Origin of the sequence: Agrobacterium salinitolerans (assembly GCF_027498475.1) — a bacterium.
Classification (GTDB): Bacteria; Pseudomonadota; Alphaproteobacteria; order Rhizobiales; family Rhizobiaceae; genus Agrobacterium; species Agrobacterium salinitolerans.
The window spans coordinates 399745-417858 of the sequence record NZ_JAPZLN010000001.1 but is presented as its reverse complement, the minus strand read 5'-3'; the positions used below and the strand labels follow the sequence as shown (position 1 = coordinate 417858).

The window sequence follows — 18114 nt, the reverse complement described above, 5'->3', positions numbered from 1 at the left end:
CCGGCGCTAAAGCCGTAAAAAACCGTTATTTCGATATTATGAAGCTTGTGTCCGCTGTTTTTTCACGAAACAAGCGTCGCATGAGCGTTCCCAAGTCCCATCCTTTTGATTTCGACCCGACCTATGGCATGCAGCGTGAACAGCTGCTGGCCATCACCCCGCCCGAGGCGCCACCCGGCTTCGATGATTTCTGGAAAAAGCGCTATCGCCGCGCGCTCGCCACGGATCCCCGGCCGGTGCTGCGCAAGAGCAGGCTCAGCGACCCCCGCTGGCATGTCCTAGATTTGACCTACACATCCACCGACGGTTTTCGCATCGGCGGATGGCTGCTTTTGCCGCGCGAGGGACAGGTGCGTCGCGGCCTCGTTGTTGGCCATGGTTATGGCGGTCGCGAGGCTCCTGATTTTGACGTGCCCGTGGAAGAGACGGCCGTGTTGTTTCCCTGTTTTCGTGGGCTTTCGCTCAGCACCTGTCCGCCGATCTCGTCCGATCCGGCCCTACATGTTCTCTATAATATCGACAGGAAGGACGATTACGTCATCGGCGGCTGCGTTGACGATCTGTGGGTTGCCGTTTCCACGCTCATAAGCCTTTATCCCTGGCTGGACGGGCGGGTGGGTTACAGCGGCATCAGTTTCGGCGGCGGCATCGGTGCCCTGGCCATTCCTTTCGACAAGCGCATTGATCGTGGCCACCTTGTCGTGCCGACATTCGGCCACAGGCCGTTCTGGTTGACGTTACCGACTGTTGGCAGCGCGGATGCCGTCCAGGCCTATTCCAAGACCCACGCCCATGTGCTCGAAACGCTGCGCCTGTTCGATGCCGCCTGTGCTGCCGCCCGCATAAAAGTCCCGATGCTGGTCGCGCCTGCGCTTTTCGATCCGGCAGTGGCGCCACCTTGCCAGTTCGCCGTGGCCAATGCTTTGCCAGAATCGAAATTTAATGAAATCTTCATCCTCGACGCCGGACATTTCGATTACCCTGACAGCGCATCGCAAGATGCGGTCCATAAGGACAAGGTCAGACGGTTTTTCAAGGTGCCATGAAACGCGAATATTTCCGTTGGTATAGTCACAGGCTCCATCGTGACATGGAGCTCCTGATATTCGGTCATGCCGGTGCGAAGGTGCTGATGTTCCCGACACGCGACGGGCGATTTTTCGAATATGAGGAACTGGGCCTTGTCGGCAGTCTCGCTGACAAGCTGGAGGCGGGCCACCTTCAGCTTTATTGCATAGAGGGGCTGGCCAGAGAGACCTTCTATGCGGCCTGGCATCATCCCGCCGATCGCATTCGCCGCCATGCCGCTTTCGAAGAGTATATTCTGAACGAAGTGCTGCCGCTGATGTCAGAGAAAAATCCTCACGGCAGCACCATTGTGCAGGGTTGCAGTCTCGGTGCATTTCAGGCCGCCAGCCTCGTCTTTCGCCACCCGCATCTTTTTCGCAAGCTCGTCGCCTTTTCCGGTCGGTATGATCTGACGATGAAGGTGGAATCCTTCGGCGATCTGTTAGACGGTTATTACGACGACGACGTCTATTTCCATACACCCAGCCACTTTCTTCCGGGCCTTGACTGCCCATGGCGGCTTGATCACCTGCGGCGTATCGACATGGTCTTCACCATCGGCGATGCCGACCCGTTTCTGGACAACAATCATCATCTGAGCCGTGTCCTGTCGGATAAGCAGGTGGGGCATCGGATGCACGTCTGGGACGGCCGCGCCCACCGTGCGGGTGCGTGGCGCAAGATGGCCGCGCTTTATATTTGAGCCGCCCCATTAAAAAAGCCGGAGGTGTCTCCGGCTTTTTTGGATCTTGGTCGTAACGAACCTCAGCCCGCCAGACCCGCTAGCGCCTTCACCAGTCCCTGCGTCGAGCTGTCATGGCCCGCCGCACTTTCCTTGCCTTCGACGACGGGAAGCAGGCCGGTTGCCAATTCCTTGCCAAGCTCCACGCCCCATTGGTCGAAGGAGTTGATACGGAACAGCACGCCTTCGACGAAAACGCGGTGTTCGTAAAGCGCGATGAGGCGGCCAAGCGCAAAAGGCGTCAGCTTGTCGTAGACGAAGGTGATGGACGGGCGGTTGCCGGTGAAGACGCGGTGCGGCGCGATGAAATCGGCTTGGCTGTCTTCCATGCCCTTGGAGGTGAGCTGGGCTTTCGCTTCTGCAAGCGTACGGCCCTTCATCAGCGCTTCCGATTGCGCCAGGCAATTGGCGATGAGAAGCTGGTGCTGGTGGCGCAGTTCTGGCTCAAAACCATTGGCGGCGATCATGAATTCCGCCGGAATGACGCTCGTGCCCTGATGGATGAGCTGATAGAAGGCGTGCTGGCCGTTGGTGCCGGGCTCACCCCAGACGACCGGGCCGGACTGGCCTTCGACGGGCGTGCCGTCGATGGTCACACCCTTGCCGTTCGACTCCATGTCGAGCTGCTGCAGATAGGCGGGGAAACGCGACAGCCGCTGGTCATAAGGCAGGATTGCGCGTGTCGGATAATTCAGCACGTTACGGTTATAAAAACCGATGAGACCGAGCAGCATCGGCAGGTTTTCTCGGATCGGTGCCTCGCGGAAGTGCCTGTCCATGGCATGTGCACCATCCAGGAACTTGCCGAAATTATCCGGGCCGATGGCGATCATCAGCGGCAGGCCAATGGCCGACCAGATCGAATAACGTCCGCCCACCCAGTCCCAGAAACCGAAGATGCGGTCGCTTTCGATGCCGAAGGCGGCAACTTTTTCCAGCGCGGTGGAAACGGCGGCGAAGTGATGCTTGACGGCAGCCTCACCGAGCTTCTCGGCGATGAAGCGGCGCGCGGTGGCGGCGTTCGTCATCGTCTCGATGGTGGTGAAGGTCTTCGACGCCACGATGAAGAGCGAGGTCTCGGGGTCGATGAGCTTCAGCGTATCGGCAATATGCGCGCCATCGATGTTGGAAACGAAATGCGCGCGCGGGCCATCATGGAACGGTGCGAGCGCCAGCGTCGCCATGACCGGGCCGAGATCGGAGCCGCCGATGCCGATATTGATGACGTCGGTGATCTTTTTGCCGGTCGCACCCTTGAGGGAGCCGGAACGGATCGCATCGGCAAACTTGCCCATGGCCGCCAGAACGGCGTTCACATCGGGCATCACGTCCTTGCCGTCCACGAGAACCGGCGTGTTGGAGCGATTGCGTAGCGCCGTATGCAGCACGGCGCGGTCTTCGGTGAAGTTGATCGCCTTGCCGGAGAACATTTCTTCGCGCTTGGCCTCGACGCCGCCTTCGCGCGCGAGCTGTTCGAGAAGTGTGACGATCTCCTCATTCACGGCGCATTTGGAGTAGTCCATCAACAGGTCATCGAATTTGGCGCTGAAACGGCTGAATCTCTTGTCGTCTGCCGCAAAGGCGGCGCGCAGATCGGTTGCGGCTGTGCTGCTCGCCGTTGCTTTCAGTTTTTCGATGGTGGCCTGCATCTTGTGCTCCTCGGCTTCCGTGGAAGGATGAGGAAACTATTCTTTTTCAGGCGGCCAAATCAAGGCGACTTTGATAAAAGAAAAGGGCCGGGACGAAAGAAAGAGCCGGTCGCCCGGCTCTCCCCATTGCGCGTGACAATCAGTTCAGATTGCGCAATTCGCGCCGCAAGATTTTGCCGACATTCGATTTCGGCAACTCGGTGCGGAACTCGATGATTTTCGGCCTTTTGTAGTTGGTCAGGCTCTTGGCGCAGAAGGCCTTGAGTTCCGCTTCCGTGAGCGACTGGTCCTTCTTGACGACGAAAAGCTTAACGGTTTCGCCGGAATGTTCATCCGGAACACCGATTGCGGCGCATTCCAGCACGCCCGGATGGCTGGCGGCCACTTCCTCTACTTCGTTCGGATAGACGTTGAAACCGGAAACGAGGATCATGTCCTTCTTGCGGTCGACGATCTTGGTGTAACCGCGCTCGTCCATGAAGCCCATGTCGCCGGAACGGAAGAAGCCGTCCGCCGTCATGGCTTTCGCGGTTTCATCCGGCCTCTGCCAATAGCCGGCCATGACCTGCGGGCCACGAATGCAGATCTCGCCGACTTCACCTGTTGGCAGGCTCTTGCCGTCCTCGTCGCGAATATCGATTTCCGTAGAGGAGATGGGCAGGCCGATGGTGCCGCTGAATTCCGTGGAATCGAGACGATTGACCGTTGCAACGGGTGATGTCTCGGAGAGGCCGTAACCCTCGGCAATCGGGCAGCCGACGATGGAAAGCCAGCGTTCCGCGACAGGCCTCTGCACGGCCATGCCGCCACCGAGAACCAGAATGAGCGATGACAGATCGAGTTTGCGGAAATCCTCATTGTTCATCAGCGCGTTGAAAAGCGTGTTGATGCCGGGGAAAATATGCGGCTGATAATGCGTCAGTTCCTTCACGAAGCCGGGAATGTCGCGTGGATTGGCGATCAGCAGATTGTGGCCGCCGAGCGCAATGCCCATCAGCGAATTCACCGTCAATGCGAAGATGTGACAGAGCGGCAGCGCGCAGATGAAGTTCAGAACATCAGGGCGGTCCTTTCGGCCGTTGAAGGCGGCGTCCAGCCACAGGCTGATCTGAAGCTTGTTGGCCAGAAGGTTGGCATGGGTGAGAACCGCACCCTTTGAGACGCCAGTCGTTCCACCGGTATATTGCAGGAAGGCGATGTCCTGTGCCGTGAGGCTAACCGGCTTCAAGGAAAATCCCTGGCCTTCCTTCAGCATGGCCTTGAAGCTGATCGAGCCGGGAATGGCGTAGGCGGGCACCAGCTTCTTGACCTTGCGAACCACCAGATTGACGATATGACCCTTGAGGCCGAGAAGATCGCCCATCGCGGCGACGACCACATGCCGCACCGCGGTTTTTGGTACCGCCTGCTGCGCCACATGGGCGAAGTTTTCCAGCACGAACAGGGCTTTCGCGCCGGAATCTTTCAGCTGGTGTTCCAGTTCGCGCGGGGTATAGAGCGGGTTGACATTGACCACGACCATGCCCGCCCGCAGAATTCCATAAACCGCGACGGGATTTTGCAGGATATTCGGCATCATCACGGCAACCCGGTCGCCTTTTTCCAACCCTCTGGACTGCAGCCAGGCAGCGACCGCGCGGGTCTCGGCGTCCAGTTCCCGATAGGTCAGGGACTTTCCCATGCTGGAAAAGGCCTTGCGATCGGCAAATTGCTTGCAACTCTTTTCGAGAAGGTCGACGAGCGAGGCATTTGTCGAGGCGGGGATCTCTGAAGGCACGCCCGGCGGATAGGATGCCAGCCAGCGTTTGGTAACACCGACATTCTCCGGATGTCCCAGGGACAATTCACTCATGCTGCTCCTCCCAGAGTCTTTGTCGCGCCGCGCGTTCGATGAACCGCGAAGAGGCGCTTTGTGCTGCCTGACATTCACGAAGCGCCCGCATTCAGGCGGCCCAATCAGCCTGATTGAGGGAACCCCGTGTGGCGTCACCGGATCGACCGCTCCTCTCGCTCCCCGGTGACGAATGATAGACGCGTAATCCCTTAACGTCCATCTTGTCGGCAAAGCTTATTTAACTCTAACGTAAACGTCAATATTGCTGCCGCACATTGCGCCAATCCATGAGGAGAAACGCATTTCGCCAGGCTTTTTTGACTTTAATCCTGATTTGAGCGATCAACATAATTCGCAAAGCAGGGCAGGATTGGAAATGGCAGGCAGAGTAGCGCTGGAACTGAAATCGGTCGGGAAGAGATTCGGCGATACGGATGTGCTGTCCGATATCGATCTTTCCGTCGAACGCGGCGAAATCATTTGCCTGGTGGGGCGCTCCGGCTGTGGAAAATCGACCTTGCTGCGCATCGTGGCGGGTGTGGAGACATCAGACCATGGCAGCGTTTCCCTGAACGGCGCTGTCGTTGCCGGTCCCGCTGTTTTCGTGGAGCCGGAAAAGCGCAATATCGGTTTCGTCTTTCAGGACTATGCGTTGTTCCCGCATCTGACCGTGGAACAGAATGTCATGTTCGGTCTACGGTCGCTGCCGAAGGCGGAGGCGCGTCGTCGTGCTGCGGAAATGATCGAACATGTTCACCTGCAGGAACTGGCGAAACGTTATCCGCATACGCTGTCGGGCGGGGAGCAGCAGCGTGTGGCTCTTGCCCGCGCGCTTGCCCCGCAGCCGGGCCTACTTCTGATGGACGAACCCTTTTCCAATCTGGACAGGGGACTGCGAGACAGTGTGCGTGAGGAAACGCTCGGGCTCCTGCGGCAGCTGGGCACCACGGCGATCATGGTCACCCATGATCCGGAAGAAGCGCTTTCCGCAGGCGACCGTGTGGTTCTGATGCAGCAAGGTCGCATCGTGCAGAGCGGTACGGGTTACGAAATCCACGATCATCCCAAAACCCGTTATGCGGCCGATTTTTTCTGCGCCTTCAACAAGATCGAGGGCCGGATGAGACAGGGCCGCGTCGAAACGCCGCTCGGGCTTCTGGGCGATGCGTTCGATCTGCCTGACGGTCTCGCCGCCGTTGCCTATGTTCGCCCAAATGCGATTTCGATCATCGAGGACGGTGCGGCGAAAGAAGGAATTGCCGGCGAAATATCGAGCCGTGTCTTCCTCGGGGAGATCGAGCAGCTTGGCATAGCCGTGCCCGGACTTTCGGCAGATCTGCGTGTGAGGACGATGCAGCGCACACCCACCCGGACCAAGACGGTGCGCTTCGGTATCGATCCCAAGGGAGTGTTGATATTTACTGGAGGTTGAGTGAGCGGATTTGCATGCTTATTCTCGCTTCATTTTCAACTCTTGGTGATCGATTCCGCCTTGAAAACAGAGAAATAAAACTTGATTTGGCGCGTCATGTATGATGTCTGCTCCTCCATATTGCCGCTATCGCAGAGGGAGACAAAACATGACGAAATTTACGAGATTCGCCCTGCTTGCCAGCACGGTTGCCTTTGCGGCCGGAACGGCCAGCGCTGCTGAACTCAACATTTATACCACCCGCGAACCGGGCCTGATCCAGCCGCTGCTCGACTCTTTCACTGCCTCGAGCGGCGTCAAGGTCAATACCGTGTTCCTGAAGGATGGTCTTGCCGAGCGCGTTCTGAGCGAGGGCGCAAGCTCGCCTGCCGACGTTCTGATGACGGTGGATGCCGGTAATCTCGTTGATCTCGCCGAAAAGGGTGTCACCCAGGCGGTCGAATCCGAGACCCTGACCAAGGCTGTTCCCGCTGAGCTTCGCGATGCCAAGGGTCACTGGTTCGCGCTGTCCATGCGCGCCCGTGTTCTCTACGCAGCGAAGGATCTCGATCTCGCCGCCTTCAACTATGAAGATCTGGCGGATGCGCAGTGGAAGGGCAAGGTCTGCATTCGCGCCGGCCAGCATCCCTATAACACGGCGCTGTTTGCCGACTACATTGCCCATTACGGCGCTGCGGACACCGAAAAGTGGCTTGCCGGCGTCAAGGAAAACCTGGCCCGCAAGGCCGGCGGCGGCGACCGTGACGTTGCCAAGGACATTCTCGGCGGCATTTGCGATATCGGCATTGCCAACTCCTATTATGTCGGCCTGATGCGCTCGGGCAAGGGCGGCGAGGAGCAGGTGAAGTGGGGCGATGCCATCAAGGTGGTTCTGCCGACCTTCAAAAATGGCGGCACGCAGGTCAATATCAGCGGCGCAGCCGTGGCCAAGAACGCTCCGAACAAGGCGGAAGCCGTCAAGCTTCTGGAATATCTCGTCTCCGACGAAGCCCAGAAGATTTATGCTGAAGCCAACTACGAATATCCGGTCAAGCAGGGCGCGGCTCTCAACGAGATCATCGCTTCCTTCGGCACGCTGAAGATCGACAACAAGCCGCTCACGGAAATCGTCTCGCATCGCAAGCAGGCGAGCGAGCTGGTCGACAAGGTCGGTTTCGACAAGTAAGGCCAGTCGACGATAACAATGTGGAAGGCGTTCGCACCCGCGGACGCCTTTCCGCGTATTTTCCAGAAGCACATGAATCCAGACGCCATCCAGCCATTGACCCCCCCGGCGAGAGCCAGGTTTTCCTCCACCTTCTGGTGGCTGGGCCTTTCTTTGCTGGCGGTTTGTGGCGCCATGGTGCCAGTTCTGGCGCTTGTTTCGCAGGCGGTGCAGGGCTCGGACGGCCTGTGGGCGCATCTCGGCTCGACCGTGCTCTGGACGGCGCTTCCGGATACGGCGATCCTTCTCGCCGGGGTCGGGCTGCTGGCCGGTGTCGTCGGAACCTATGCCGCCTGGCTGGTCACCGCTTATGATTTTCCCGGCCGCAAAATATTGGAATGGGCGCTGCTGCTGCCGCTGGCCATGCCCACCTATATCGTCGCTTACGCCTATCTGGATATTCTGCATCCGATAGGACCGGTGCAGGGTGCGATCCGCTGGCTGCTCGGTTATTCCAGCCCGCGTGAGTTCCGTCTGCCGGACATAAGGTCCATGACGGGCTGCATCGTCCTTCTCGGTTTCGTGCTGTTTCCCTATGTCTATATTCCCGTGCGCGCCATGTTCCTGACGCAGGCGGGAAACCTGCTGGAAGCGGCGCGAACGCTCGGCGTTTCCAGACGCGCGGCCTTCTTCAAGGTGGCAGTGCCGCTGGCGCGACCAGCGATTGCGGTCGGCATCAGTCTTGCGCTGATGGAAGCGCTGAATGATATAGGCGCTTCGGAGTTCCTTGGCGTCCGCACTCTCACCGTTTCCGTCTACACCACCTGGGTCACGAAATCTGACCTGCCGGGTGCGGCGCAGATCGCGCTATCCATGTTGTTCATCGTTGTTGCCCTCGTGGCGCTGGAGCGCTGGGCGCGGCGCAGGCAGCGTTATGCGGTTTCGGCGCAGAAAAACAGGGAACTGGAGCCGCTGCGGTTGACCGGCCCGAAGGGCTGGGCGGCCTTTGCGCTTGGCAGCCTGCCGGTCCTGATCGGCTTCGTGGCGCCGGCGAGCTATCTCTTCATCGAGGCATGGAAGCGGTTCCGCTTCAGCGGCCTGTCGGCGCGCTTTGCCGACGAGGCAGCGAACACCATCCTCTTTGCCGGGCTGGCGACGGCGATCACCCTTATCCTCGGGCTCGCGGTTGCTTACGCAATGCGGCTTGCACCGGGACGTCTCGCGCGCTGGTCCTATCGCCTTTCGACGGTTGGATATGCGGCCCCGGGCACGGTCATCGCCATCGGCGTGCTGATCGCGCTTGGCGGTTTCGACCGTTTTGTAGATCAGACCATGCGTGACTGGTTCGGCATTTCTACCGGCCTTATCTTCATCGGCAGTGGTGCGGCCCTCATCTATGCCTATTGCGCCCGTTTCCTTACCATTGCCGCTGGTGGTGTCGATGCGGGGCTCAGCCGCATCCCGCAATCCTTCGATCACGCCTCGCGCACGCTTGGGCGTTCCGCGACCCAGACCTTCCGCCAGATTCATCTGCCGCTTTCCAAGGCTTCGCTGGCGGCGGCGGCACTGCTGATCTTCGTCGATTGCGTCAAGGAACTTCCCGCCACGCTTCTCCTTCGCCCGCTCAATTTCGAAACCTTCGCCACCCATCTTTATGGTGAAGCGGCACGCGGCACCTATGAGGAGGCGTCTATCGCAGCTCTGGCGATTGTCGTCATCGGCATGCTCCCTGTGGTGCTGCTTGCGAGGATCGGCCGACGCAAGGGCTGATTCCATGTCCGCCCTCACAAATGGCGGGTCTAAAACTGTGTGAGAAGCCAATAAGCTTCAAATCAGCCCCGAAAACGACAAGCATCCCGCCTTAATCCTGATGTAAACACTCATCTTAATTGAGGCGCTGCGGCCTGTCGGATATGATACCGGCTGCGATCTGTTTCGGGGCATATCTTGAAAAATTTGCATGGGATGTTTTTGAGCCGTCTGCTGTTGGGAACGGCTGCCGTTGTTCTGATGGGGCCCGTGATGGGCCACGCGCAGGAAACGACCGTTCTGCAGCAGATTACCGTTGAAGGGCAGGGCGCGGAAAACGCGACTGGCCCGGTCCGGGGTTATGTCGCGACGAAAAGCGCCAGCGGTTCGAAAACCGAGACGGAAACCAAGGATATTCCGCAATCCGTATCGGTCGTCGGCCGCCAGGAAATGGATGACCGCGGCGCGGTGACGAAAATCGACGAGGTGCTGCGTTATACCCCCGGTGTGACGGCGGAGCCTTTCGGCGCCGACCCCGACACGGACTGGTTTTACATTCGTGGCTTCCAGGCCACCCAGACGGGCGTGTTTCTGGATGGTCTGAACCTGTTCAGCTACGGTTTCGGCGGTTTCCAGATGGATGCCTACGGTCTGGAGCGCGTGGAAGTTCTAAAGGGCCCCGCCTCTGTGCTTTACGGTGGCGCCAATCCCGGTGGTATCGTGCAGATGGTCCGTAAGCGCCCGCAGGATGAGCCGGTGCGCGAAACGGAAATCGGCATCAATAATTTCGGCAATGCCTTCTTCGGTTTCGATCTCGGCGACAAGGTCGATGGTGAAGGCGTGTGGAAATACCGCGTCACCGGCAAGGTCTCGGGCGGCGACAATTACACTGACTATTCCGAGGATCTGCGCGGTTTCATCATGCCGCAGATCACCTTCGAGCCGGACGCACAGACAAGCGCCACGCTCTACGGCTATTTCTCGGCGCTTGATCAGGTTCATATCGGCAACGGTTTCCTGCCCTATGTCGGCACCGTGGTCGACGCCCCCTTCGGCAAGCTTGACCGCAAGGCCTTTTATGGCGAGCCGGATATCGATAATGGCCGCGTCTACCAGTCCATGGTGGGTTACGAGGTCAGCCATGAATTCGACAACGGCTGGAAGATCAGCCAGAACGCCCGCTATGGCTACCTCCACAAGCATGAGAAAGGGCCCTATCCGGGCGGCTGGGCCAATGCCGATGCCAACGGTCAGCCGATCCTCGATCCCACCACCAACGACTATATGCTGACCCGCTTCGGTTATGACGGTTTGTCGAAGGTCGACAGCTTCGGCAGCGACAACCGCGTCGAAGGCCAGTTCGATACCGGCGCGGTCAGCCATTCGCTGCTGTTCGGCCTTGATTATAAATATTACCGGCTGGATCAGGTGCAGGCCTGCTGCGGATCGAATGCGATCGGCGCGCAGAAGCCGGTCTATGGCTCGACACAGGGAACGAACTTCGTTTATGCCGACAATATCGTCACCCAGCAGCAGATCGGCATCTATGCCCAGGATCAGTTGCGGTTTGGCGATGGCTGGCTGGTCACGCTGAATGGCCGTTATGATTATGTCGATACGGAACTGAACAACAGGCTGCCGGCGGGTGTTTCCCGCCGCTCCAATGACGACGCGCTGAGCGGACGTGCCGGTCTGGCCTATGAATTCGATAATGGTCTGACCCCTTATATCTCGGCCGCCACCTTCTTCAATCCGCTGATCGATACGCTTGCCGACGGCACCCCGGCGTCCCCGGAGGAAGGGCATCAGTTCGAAGCCGGCATCAAATACGAGCCGAGCTTCTTCGACGGCAGCATCACGGCCTCCGTCTTCAAGCTGGTCAAGGACAATGCCATCGTGTCCTATACCGCCGGCGGCATAACCACGAGCGGTCAGTTCGGGCAGGTGGAATCCACTGGCTTTGAGCTGGAGGCCAAAGCCAATCTCAGCGAGAACTGGAAGGCGCTCGCCTCCTATTCCTATACGGATCTCGAGATTACCCGCGATGCCAACCCGAACCTTATCGGCAAATCGCCCTGGATCGTGCCCACCCAAACCGCCTCGCTGTGGCTGGACTATACCTTCACCAATGATGCACTCGATGGGCTGAGCCTCGGCGGCGGCGTACGGTATCAGGGTAAATCCTGGGCGGATGAGGCAAATACGCTGCGTGTTCCAGACGCTGCGGTCTTTGATGCCGCGATCCGCTATGAGAAGAACGACTGGACGGCCTCAGTCAACGTCGCCAATGTCTTCGACAAGGAATATGTGAAAAGCTGCGCCGGCGTCTCCGTTTGCGGCTGGGGCGATAGCCGCACCGTCACCTTCAAGCTTTCCAAGAAGTGGTAATGCTTGGCCGAAGCCCGGCAGTTGCGGGGTAAGCAGTTTGCCACTATAAACATGAATAGATTTATCATGTTTATAGTGGCGCCATGGCGCCCTGCGGGATCGAGAGGCCATGGCTTTCCGCGTGCGGATGGAAAATGAGATCGAGGGTTTCGCTGTTATCGGCGGGCCGCGTTCGCGGGTGTGGAACGGCGTCGTCGCCGATCTCTGGGATGTGCGTTGTGCCCCGAAGGCGGGCGGCCGTTATGTCGGCAAGGATCCGCGTTTCGTTTTCCTGCTGGATATGGACGGGACGGATGACAGCCGTTTCATGATGAACCGCTGCCGCCGCGACACTTACGGCTCGTCCAGGGCGAACCGGATTTCCTTCGTGCCCGCCGATCTCGATGTGCACGCCGAACTCAGCAATGTCTCCTTCGTGCGCCATCTCGATCTGCATTTCGATGCGGGATTGCTGGGCGCCCGGTTGGCGCAGGGCTTCGATCCGCACAGCCTGCTCGACCCGCATCTGATGTTCGAGGATGAACGCCTGCTGGCGCTCGCCCGGCTGATCGCCGCCGAATGCGATAGTCCCGATCCGCTGCATGACCTCTACGGCGAAAGCCTCGTGCTGGCGCTCTTGACGGACTTCCTGAAGGTGAAAAGGGAGCCGGTCAGGAAACGCAGCAAGCTTGCCGCCTGGCAATTGCGGGCCGCGACCGATTATATCCGTGAACATTGCCTGCGGTCGATCCGGCTGGAGGAACTTGCGGAACTCACCAACCTGTCGCAAGCCCATTTCAGCCACGCCTTCAAGGCTTCCACCGGTGTACCGCCGCACCAATGGCAGATGCAGGCACGCATCGATCGCGTCAAGGAACTGATGATGCGGCCGGACATGGCGCTGACCGATATCGCGATTGCCGCCGGTTTTTCGGATCAGGCGCATTTTTCCCGCGTCTTCCGCAAGATGGTCGGCGTTTCCCCTTCCGTCTGGCAGAAAATCCGCCAATAGGCGCCGTTTCGTTCCCTCCTCCTTCAAAAAAATCCGGTCACGAAGCCGGAAACTCTTCGGAACGATTTGCCGGGTGCCGGGGTTTACCAGGCGTGACACCAACGAAGAAATCGATGGAGGAAACTATCATGTTGCATCAGGAACCCCGCGTCGGACAGGACCCCTATGTCAAGGATACGCCGAGCCTGATCGCCAGCGACAAGGTGGAAGGCACCCGTGTCTATGGAGCCGACAGCAAGCATATCGGCTCGATACAGCGCATCATTCTCGAAAAGCGCGGCGGGCGCGTCGCCTATGCGGTGTTGAGCTTCGGCGGCTTCCTCGGCATCGGCGACGATTATTATCCGCTGCCGTGGGAAAAGCTGCATTACGACGAAGAACTCGACGGCTATCGTATCGACCTCACCAAGGAAAAGATCGAAAATGCGCCTCACTTCGCCAATCTCGATGATAACGAACTGCTAAACGCCAGGGACCGTAAGGTCTATGACTATTATGGCGTCGCACCATATTGGATGTAAGGTCCAAGGAGAATGCGCTTCCGACTGTTTAATCATCGAAAGCGTCGCAAACAAAAGAACGGCTCCTTTCCAGGAGCCGTTTTCTTTTGGGTGCATCAATGCGGATTTTTCTGCATCTCGGAAACCGCATCGGTGAAGCATTTGCGCGCTTCTTCGGGCGATTTTCGTCCGTCAAGGGCGGCACGGCAGGCGCTTCTGGCTTTCACGAAGCTCAATCCGCCAATCCTGGGCCAGCCTTCCGTCAACAATGTCAGCGCTTCGAAGGGGCCGGCGATGACACTCTTGCCCTTCGCCTCAAGGTTGACCTCGACAGGTTCTGTCCATCTCTCGTTCTTCATCGTGCACCTCCCAGAGCAACGCGATCCCGAAATACACCCGACAGCAAAGCAACCCATGAACGCAGCCGTGTGTCACTGTCACTTAGGATATGCGCAAGCAAGCGAATTGACAACGGGGATCAGCGGAAGCCGAAAAACGAAAGGATCGCCAGAACGATGACGACGAGGCCGACGATGTAAATGATCTGGTTCATGATTTTCTCCTTGGCTGGTGTCATCACCATAACGTGAAGGAGAAGACGAAGTTCCAACATCCAATAAGAATTTAATCACGTACTAAAATGTTGCGGACGTCCGATCGCCGATGAGCGCGGGTGTCATCTCCGCAGGATCACCCAGATCGCGTGGATGATGCCGGGAACATAACCGCAAAGCGTCAGAAGAATATTCAGCCAGAAATGCAGGCCGAGCCCGACCTGAAGAAATACGCCGACGGGCGGGAGGATGATGGCGATGAGAATACGAATGACGTCCACGAGGATTGGCTTTCCAGTTTGTGATCACTGGCCAGTCAACGTGTATAACCGCAATTTGGTTTCAAATCTCGCTCTGACCGGCAAGGTCGTTGCAATGCGAAGATCAATCGCATGGACGCGTTGATCGAGTAATGATCACTCCTTGGAAGGAAGAAATGGTGCCGCTTACGTGACTCGAACACGTGACCCCGTCATTACGAATGACGTGCTCTACCAACTGAGCTAAAGCGGCCCGATTTTGACCCGCTTGTTGCGGATCAGCTTCATGGCGGGCTGATACAGGCAATGTTCACGGATTTCAAGCCTTGAATGTGCTGGTTTTGAAATTTCCGCAAAAAGCTTTGCCTGTCCATTGTCCGCCCGAGACTTCAGCCTTTCCCGCAGATGCGCTTTTTGGCCGTTTCATATTCATTTGCCAAGCGATCGACGAGCACCGCCACCGGTTCCACCGCCTTGACGGCGCCGATTCCTTGCCCCGCGCCCCAGATATCTTTCCAGGCCTTGGCGCCGCCGGAGACTGTTTCGAAGTCCATTTTTGAAGGATCGGCTTCGGGCAGATTGTCGGGGTCCATGCCCGAGGCGACGATCGAGCTTTTCAGGTAGTTGCCATGCACACCCGTGAAATAGTTCGAATAGACGATATCCTTGGCCTGCGCTTCCACAATCGCCTGCTTGTAGCCTTCGGATGCGCGCGCTTCCTCGGTGGCGATGAAAGGGGAGCCGATATAGGCCATATCCGCGCCCATGGCCTGCGCCGCGAGAATGGAGCCGCCATTGGCGATGGCGCCGGCCAGCAGCAGCGGGCCGTCGAACCATTCGCGGATTTCCTGAACGAGGGCGAAGGGTGAAAGCGTGCCCGCATGTCCGCCGGCACCCGTCGCCACCGCGATAAGCCCATCCGCACCCTTGCGAATGGCGGAGCGGGCATGGCGGTCGTTGATGACGTCATGGAGCACGATACCGCCATAGGAATGCACGGCCGCATTGACCTCCGGCACCGCGCCAAGTGAGGAAATCACCACCGGCACCTTGTATTTCACGCAAAGGCTGAGGTCATGTTCCAGCCGGCGATTGGACATGTGCACGATCTGGTTGACCGCGAAGGGTGCTGCCGGGCGCTCGGGATTGGCCCGGTTATGAGCCTCAAGCTCCTCGGTAATCATTGCCAGCCATTCGTCAAGCTGGCTTTCAGGCCGCGCATTGAGTGCCGGGAAAGCGCCGATGACGCCGGCCTTGCATTGCGCCAGCGTCAGTTGCGGATGTGAAATGATGAATAGCGGTGATGCTATGACCGGAAGACGCAGATTGTCTTTCAGCACGGACGGTAGCATGTCTCCTCCCATGAATTACGTTTACGCGCACGTAAGTCAATATCGCGTTCAGCAGCAGATTGAAAGCGAAAACAGCACGGCATTCGCCTCTCGAATCTGCGTTCGTAGCGCCACAATGGATCGATTTTCCTGAAATCAATCCGGTCTTTATCATAAACGAAGCTTGCGGAGGGGCGGTATAGCCGTTACCGAATCGTGAACCCATGGCGCAGCGCCGCATATTTTTGCAAAGCGCAATAGAACAAGGATCGGTCGTGAGCGGACTGGAAACGGCAATCAGAAATGCTCTGGAAAAATCGGACAGATCGAACGCCGAAGTTCGTGCGCGGATTTATCAATCTTCCCGTCAGGCGCTGGAAGCGGGCCTGCGCAAGCAGGGCATAGACGATCCGCAGCTTGTCGCCCAGCAGCGCCAGCGGCTTGAAGGGCTGATCCACCAGATCGAGAATGAAGAGCGCAACCGGCTTCTGGATATGGTGGAACAGCAATTGCGTCCGCCAGTAGCGGAAAGTCCGGCACAGGATGATCACGCGGTCGATCCCGTTTCGCAGACGCCTCACCACGGCGATTTGGGTGTTGAGCCGGAACTGCGTGGTGAAACGCGAGATGTTCGACCGGGTGCTGCCGTCGCTCCGGCGCCGTTGAATGCGGGACAGCGCAATGGAAAGCCGCCGAAGAGAGGCTCCCGCGCCAGCGATTCTTCGCTTGCCTTCCGCCCGGAAGGCGCGGTGGGCCGCCGCAAACGCCGGGGGCTTTTCGCCCGGCTTTTCATCTACGTGACGCTTCTGGCCTTCATCGGTTTCGGCGCCTGGTGGGTTTATTCCTCTGGCCTCCTGCTCTCGCCGGAGCAGCGCGATACCAGCGTGCCCAATCCGCCGGCGCAGGTGCAGGCGGAGGATTTCAACGGGACGGAGCCCGCGCCGCGCCTTTCCGCCGGCCGTGGTTTTTCCGATGACTGGGTGGAAATCTTCAACGCGGAGCGTGGCGGTTCCGGTGTTTCGGCCGGCCCGCGCGCCAATGTGGAAAACATCGCCACACCCGCCGGCAAGGCGATAAAGCTGACCTCGAGGAGTGTCTCGCAGGATGGCGCCGTCAGCGTCGAGGTTCCGGTGGAGGTGATGCGGGATATGGCGGGCAAGTCCTCGACCATTTCGATCACGCTGCAATCCTCCAGCGACCGGCAGACCCAGGTTTCCGTTGCCTGTGATTTCGCGACATTGGGCGATTGCTCCCGCCACCGCTTCACCGCCACGGCCGAGCGCGCGGACATGCTGCTAAATACGACATTCGAAAGATCTCTCGCCCCCAATGCGCCGGGCAAGATCTTCATCAACAGCGATATCGATGGCAGCGGCCGCCCGGTTAATCTTTATTCTGTGCGCATTCTGCCGGGCCAGTAAGAGAAAAACAGGCGTCTCGAAAGGAGGCGCCTGTCAGCGTTTTGGGTCCTATTTGATAAAATCCGGCCCCGATCCCACAATCTTGTTGTCGATTTCGCCGATCGCCTTTTTGTCCTTCCCCTCATAATCGAGCGCCAGAAGGATGTGGCGGATGAGGTTCACCCGTGCGCGGCGCTTGTCGTTGGCGCGCACCACCGTCCAGGGGGCGTCGTCGGTGTGGGTATTTGCCAGCATTTCGTCGCGTTTTTGCGTGTAGTCGTCCCATTTCGTCAGCGCCGCTATATCCATATCCGAAAGCTTCCAGCATTTCAGCGGGCTGTGGCGGCGGTCATGAAAGCGCTCGATCTGCGTTTCGCGGCCGATATCGAGCCAGAATTTGAACAGATGAACATCGTCGTGGACCAGCATCTTTTCCAGGCGCGGCGTTTCCTTGAGGAAGCGTTTGTGTTCCTCCGGCGTGCAGAACCCCATGACCGGCTCGACCCCGGCGCGGTTATACCAGGAGCGGTCAAAGAGAACGAATTCGCCGGCGGTCGGAAAATGCGAGATATAGCGCTGGAAATACCATTGGCCGCGTTCGGTTTCCGTCGGCTTGGTCAGCGCCACCACGCGCGCATAGCGGGGATTGAGATAGGCCCTCGCCGCGAAGATCGCGCCGCCCTTTCCCGCCGCATCACGGCCCTCGAAAACCGCCATCACCCTTTTGCCGGTGGTCTGCAGCCAGAACTGCACCTTGACAAGCTCCACCTGCAGCGCCTCGAGAGTGGTGTCGTAGTCCTCCCTCTTCATCTTCTTGTCGTAGGGAAAGTTGCCGGCGGAAAGTTTCTTTTCCTCAACCCAGTCAGGAAGAACGGGATCGTCGATGTCGAAGCTGCGCAGTTTGCCGTCTACGGTGATATCGACCGTCCGCTTCTTCGTTTCTTCGCCCATGGTTTCCTCCGGCCGTTGTTGTGTAAAGGCAACTCAACGCCAATGAGTTCACATCCGTTGCCAGAATTCAAGTGAAACAGAACCGCTTGACCGGCCCGCGGCGGCGAGGGCAATTGCGGCG

The 18114-nt window shown here is 58.6% G+C and carries 15 protein-coding genes and 1 tRNA gene; 9 read left to right on the top strand and 7 right to left on the bottom strand.

Going from position 1 to position 18114, the window contains the following annotated elements:
• The first annotated feature begins 80 nt into the window (after positions 1 to 80).
• Together O9X91_RS01955 and O9X91_RS01950 are read left to right on the top strand one after the other, a co-directional pair.
• Positions 81 to 1046, top strand: coding sequence for an acetylxylan esterase (locus tag O9X91_RS01955; RefSeq protein ID WP_142912654.1), 966 nt, complete (start codon positions 81 to 83; stop codon positions 1044 to 1046).
• Positions 1043 to 1771: an esterase family protein gene (locus O9X91_RS01950; protein ID WP_077984457.1), complete on the top strand. Its 729-nt coding sequence runs from the start codon at positions 1043 to 1045 to the stop codon at positions 1769 to 1771. Before O9X91_RS01955 ends, O9X91_RS01950 begins: the two co-directional genes overlap by 4 nt.
• A 62-nt stretch (positions 1772 to 1833) precedes the next feature.
• Here the strand turns inward: O9X91_RS01950 and pgi are convergent, their stop codons facing one another.
• Together pgi and O9X91_RS01940 are read right to left on the bottom strand one after the other, a co-directional pair.
• Positions 1834 to 3459, bottom strand: a complete 1626-nt coding sequence (gene pgi / locus O9X91_RS01945; RefSeq protein ID WP_080791449.1) for a glucose-6-phosphate isomerase — start codon at positions 3457 to 3459, stop codon at positions 1834 to 1836.
• 139 nt (positions 3460 to 3598) lie between these two features.
• Positions 3599 to 5311 carry a long-chain fatty acid--CoA ligase gene (locus O9X91_RS01940; protein WP_269834145.1) on the bottom strand — a complete coding sequence of 571 codons (1713 nt, stop codon included), beginning with the start codon at positions 5309 to 5311 and terminating at the stop codon, positions 3599 to 3601.
• A 358-nt stretch (positions 5312 to 5669) separates the two neighbouring features.
• On the opposite strand from O9X91_RS01940, the gene O9X91_RS01935 reads away from it, so the two are divergent.
• From O9X91_RS01935 to O9X91_RS01910, 6 genes are all read left to right on the top strand, one after another.
• Positions 5670 to 6725, top strand: coding sequence for an ABC transporter ATP-binding protein (locus O9X91_RS01935; RefSeq protein WP_269834276.1), 1056 nt, complete (start codon positions 5670 to 5672; stop codon positions 6723 to 6725).
• Between the two features lie 148 nt (positions 6726 to 6873).
• On the top strand, positions 6874 to 7890 hold the full coding sequence (locus tag O9X91_RS01930; RefSeq protein WP_269834144.1) for an extracellular solute-binding protein: 1017 nt from the start codon (positions 6874 to 6876) through the stop codon (positions 7888 to 7890).
• Between the two features lie 72 nt (positions 7891 to 7962).
• Positions 7963 to 9639 (top strand): ABC transporter permease, encoded by a 1677-nt coding sequence (locus O9X91_RS01925; protein ID WP_269834275.1) that lies wholly within the window; start codon positions 7963 to 7965, stop codon positions 9637 to 9639.
• A 177-nt stretch (positions 9640 to 9816) separates the two neighbouring features.
• Positions 9817 to 12006 (top strand): TonB-dependent siderophore receptor, encoded by a 2190-nt coding sequence (locus tag O9X91_RS01920; RefSeq protein ID WP_269834142.1) that lies wholly within the window; start codon positions 9817 to 9819, stop codon positions 12004 to 12006.
• 109 nt (positions 12007 to 12115) lie between these two features.
• The gene (locus O9X91_RS01915) at positions 12116 to 12997 is read left to right on the top strand and encodes a helix-turn-helix transcriptional regulator (RefSeq protein ID WP_269834141.1); all 882 of its coding nucleotides are present in this window, start codon (positions 12116 to 12118) and stop codon (positions 12995 to 12997) included.
• Positions 12998 to 13125: 128 nt separating this feature from the next.
• A complete protein-coding gene (locus O9X91_RS01910) occupies positions 13126 to 13518 on the top strand; it encodes a PRC-barrel domain-containing protein (protein WP_162520449.1) in 393 nt (130 codons plus the stop codon).
• Positions 13519 to 13613: 95 nt separating this feature from the next.
• Here the strand turns inward: O9X91_RS01910 and O9X91_RS01905 are convergent, their stop codons facing one another.
• The 4 genes from O9X91_RS01905 to O9X91_RS01890 all read right to left on the bottom strand — a co-directional run bounded on the left by O9X91_RS01905 (position 13614) and on the right by O9X91_RS01890 (position 15663).
• Positions 13614 to 13856, bottom strand: coding sequence for a DUF982 domain-containing protein (locus tag O9X91_RS01905; RefSeq protein WP_137409720.1), 243 nt, complete (start codon positions 13854 to 13856; stop codon positions 13614 to 13616).
• Between the two features lie 317 nt (positions 13857 to 14173).
• The gene (locus O9X91_RS01900; RefSeq protein ID WP_020811433.1) at positions 14174 to 14332 is read right to left on the bottom strand and encodes a YqaE/Pmp3 family membrane protein; all 159 of its coding nucleotides are present in this window, start codon (positions 14330 to 14332) and stop codon (positions 14174 to 14176) included.
• Positions 14333 to 14488: 156 nt separating this feature from the next.
• Positions 14489 to 14564: transfer RNA gene (locus O9X91_RS01895), tRNA-Thr, on the bottom strand.
• A 136-nt stretch (positions 14565 to 14700) separates the two neighbouring features.
• Positions 14701 to 15663: an NAD(P)H-dependent flavin oxidoreductase gene (locus O9X91_RS01890; RefSeq protein ID WP_137409728.1), complete on the bottom strand. Its 963-nt coding sequence runs from the start codon at positions 15661 to 15663 to the stop codon at positions 14701 to 14703.
• A gap of 254 nt (positions 15664 to 15917) precedes the next feature.
• Between O9X91_RS01890 and O9X91_RS01885 the strand changes: the two genes are divergently transcribed.
• Complete coding sequence (locus tag O9X91_RS01885; RefSeq protein ID WP_162520450.1) at positions 15918 to 17063, top strand: hypothetical protein; 1146 nt, start codon at positions 15918 to 15920, stop codon at positions 17061 to 17063.
• A 48-nt stretch (positions 17064 to 17111) separates the two neighbouring features.
• On the opposite strand, the gene ppk2 is transcribed toward O9X91_RS01885, so the two are convergent.
• Positions 17112 to 17993 (bottom strand): polyphosphate kinase 2, encoded by an 882-nt coding sequence (ppk2, locus tag O9X91_RS01880; protein WP_142912662.1) that lies wholly within the window; start codon positions 17991 to 17993, stop codon positions 17112 to 17114.
• Positions 17994 to 18114 lie beyond the last annotated feature (121 nt).

Bases quoted from the DNA above. Each gene is read 5' to 3' on its own strand.
- O9X91_RS01955 (WP_142912654.1), top strand. From the start codon at position 81: ATGAGCGTTCCCAAGTCCCATCCTTTTGATTTCGACCCGACCTATGGC.
- O9X91_RS01950 (WP_077984457.1), top strand. From the start codon at position 1,043: ATGAAACGCGAATATTTCCGTTGGTATAGTCACAGGCTCCATCGTGAC.
- pgi (WP_080791449.1), bottom strand. From the start codon at position 3,459: ATGCAGGCCACCATCGAAAAACTGAAAGCAACGGCGAGCAGCACAGCC.
- O9X91_RS01940 (WP_269834145.1), bottom strand. From the start codon at position 5,311: ATGAGTGAATTGTCCCTGGGACATCCGGAGAATGTCGGTGTTACCAAA.
- O9X91_RS01935 (WP_269834276.1), top strand. From the start codon at position 5,670: ATGGCAGGCAGAGTAGCGCTGGAACTGAAATCGGTCGGGAAGAGATTC.
- O9X91_RS01930 (WP_269834144.1), top strand. From the start codon at position 6,874: ATGACGAAATTTACGAGATTCGCCCTGCTTGCCAGCACGGTTGCCTTT.
- O9X91_RS01925 (WP_269834275.1), top strand. From the start codon at position 7,963: ATGAATCCAGACGCCATCCAGCCATTGACCCCCCCGGCGAGAGCCAGG.
- O9X91_RS01915 (WP_269834141.1), top strand. From the start codon at position 12,116: ATGGCTTTCCGCGTGCGGATGGAAAATGAGATCGAGGGTTTCGCTGTT.
- O9X91_RS01910 (WP_162520449.1), top strand. From the start codon at position 13,126: ATGTTGCATCAGGAACCCCGCGTCGGACAGGACCCCTATGTCAAGGAT.
- O9X91_RS01905 (WP_137409720.1), bottom strand. From the start codon at position 13,856: ATGAAGAACGAGAGATGGACAGAACCTGTCGAGGTCAACCTTGAGGCG.
- O9X91_RS01890 (WP_137409728.1), bottom strand. From the start codon at position 15,663: ATGCTACCGTCCGTGCTGAAAGACAATCTGCGTCTTCCGGTCATAGCA.
- ppk2 (WP_142912662.1), bottom strand. From the start codon at position 17,993: ATGGGCGAAGAAACGAAGAAGCGGACGGTCGATATCACCGTAGACGGC.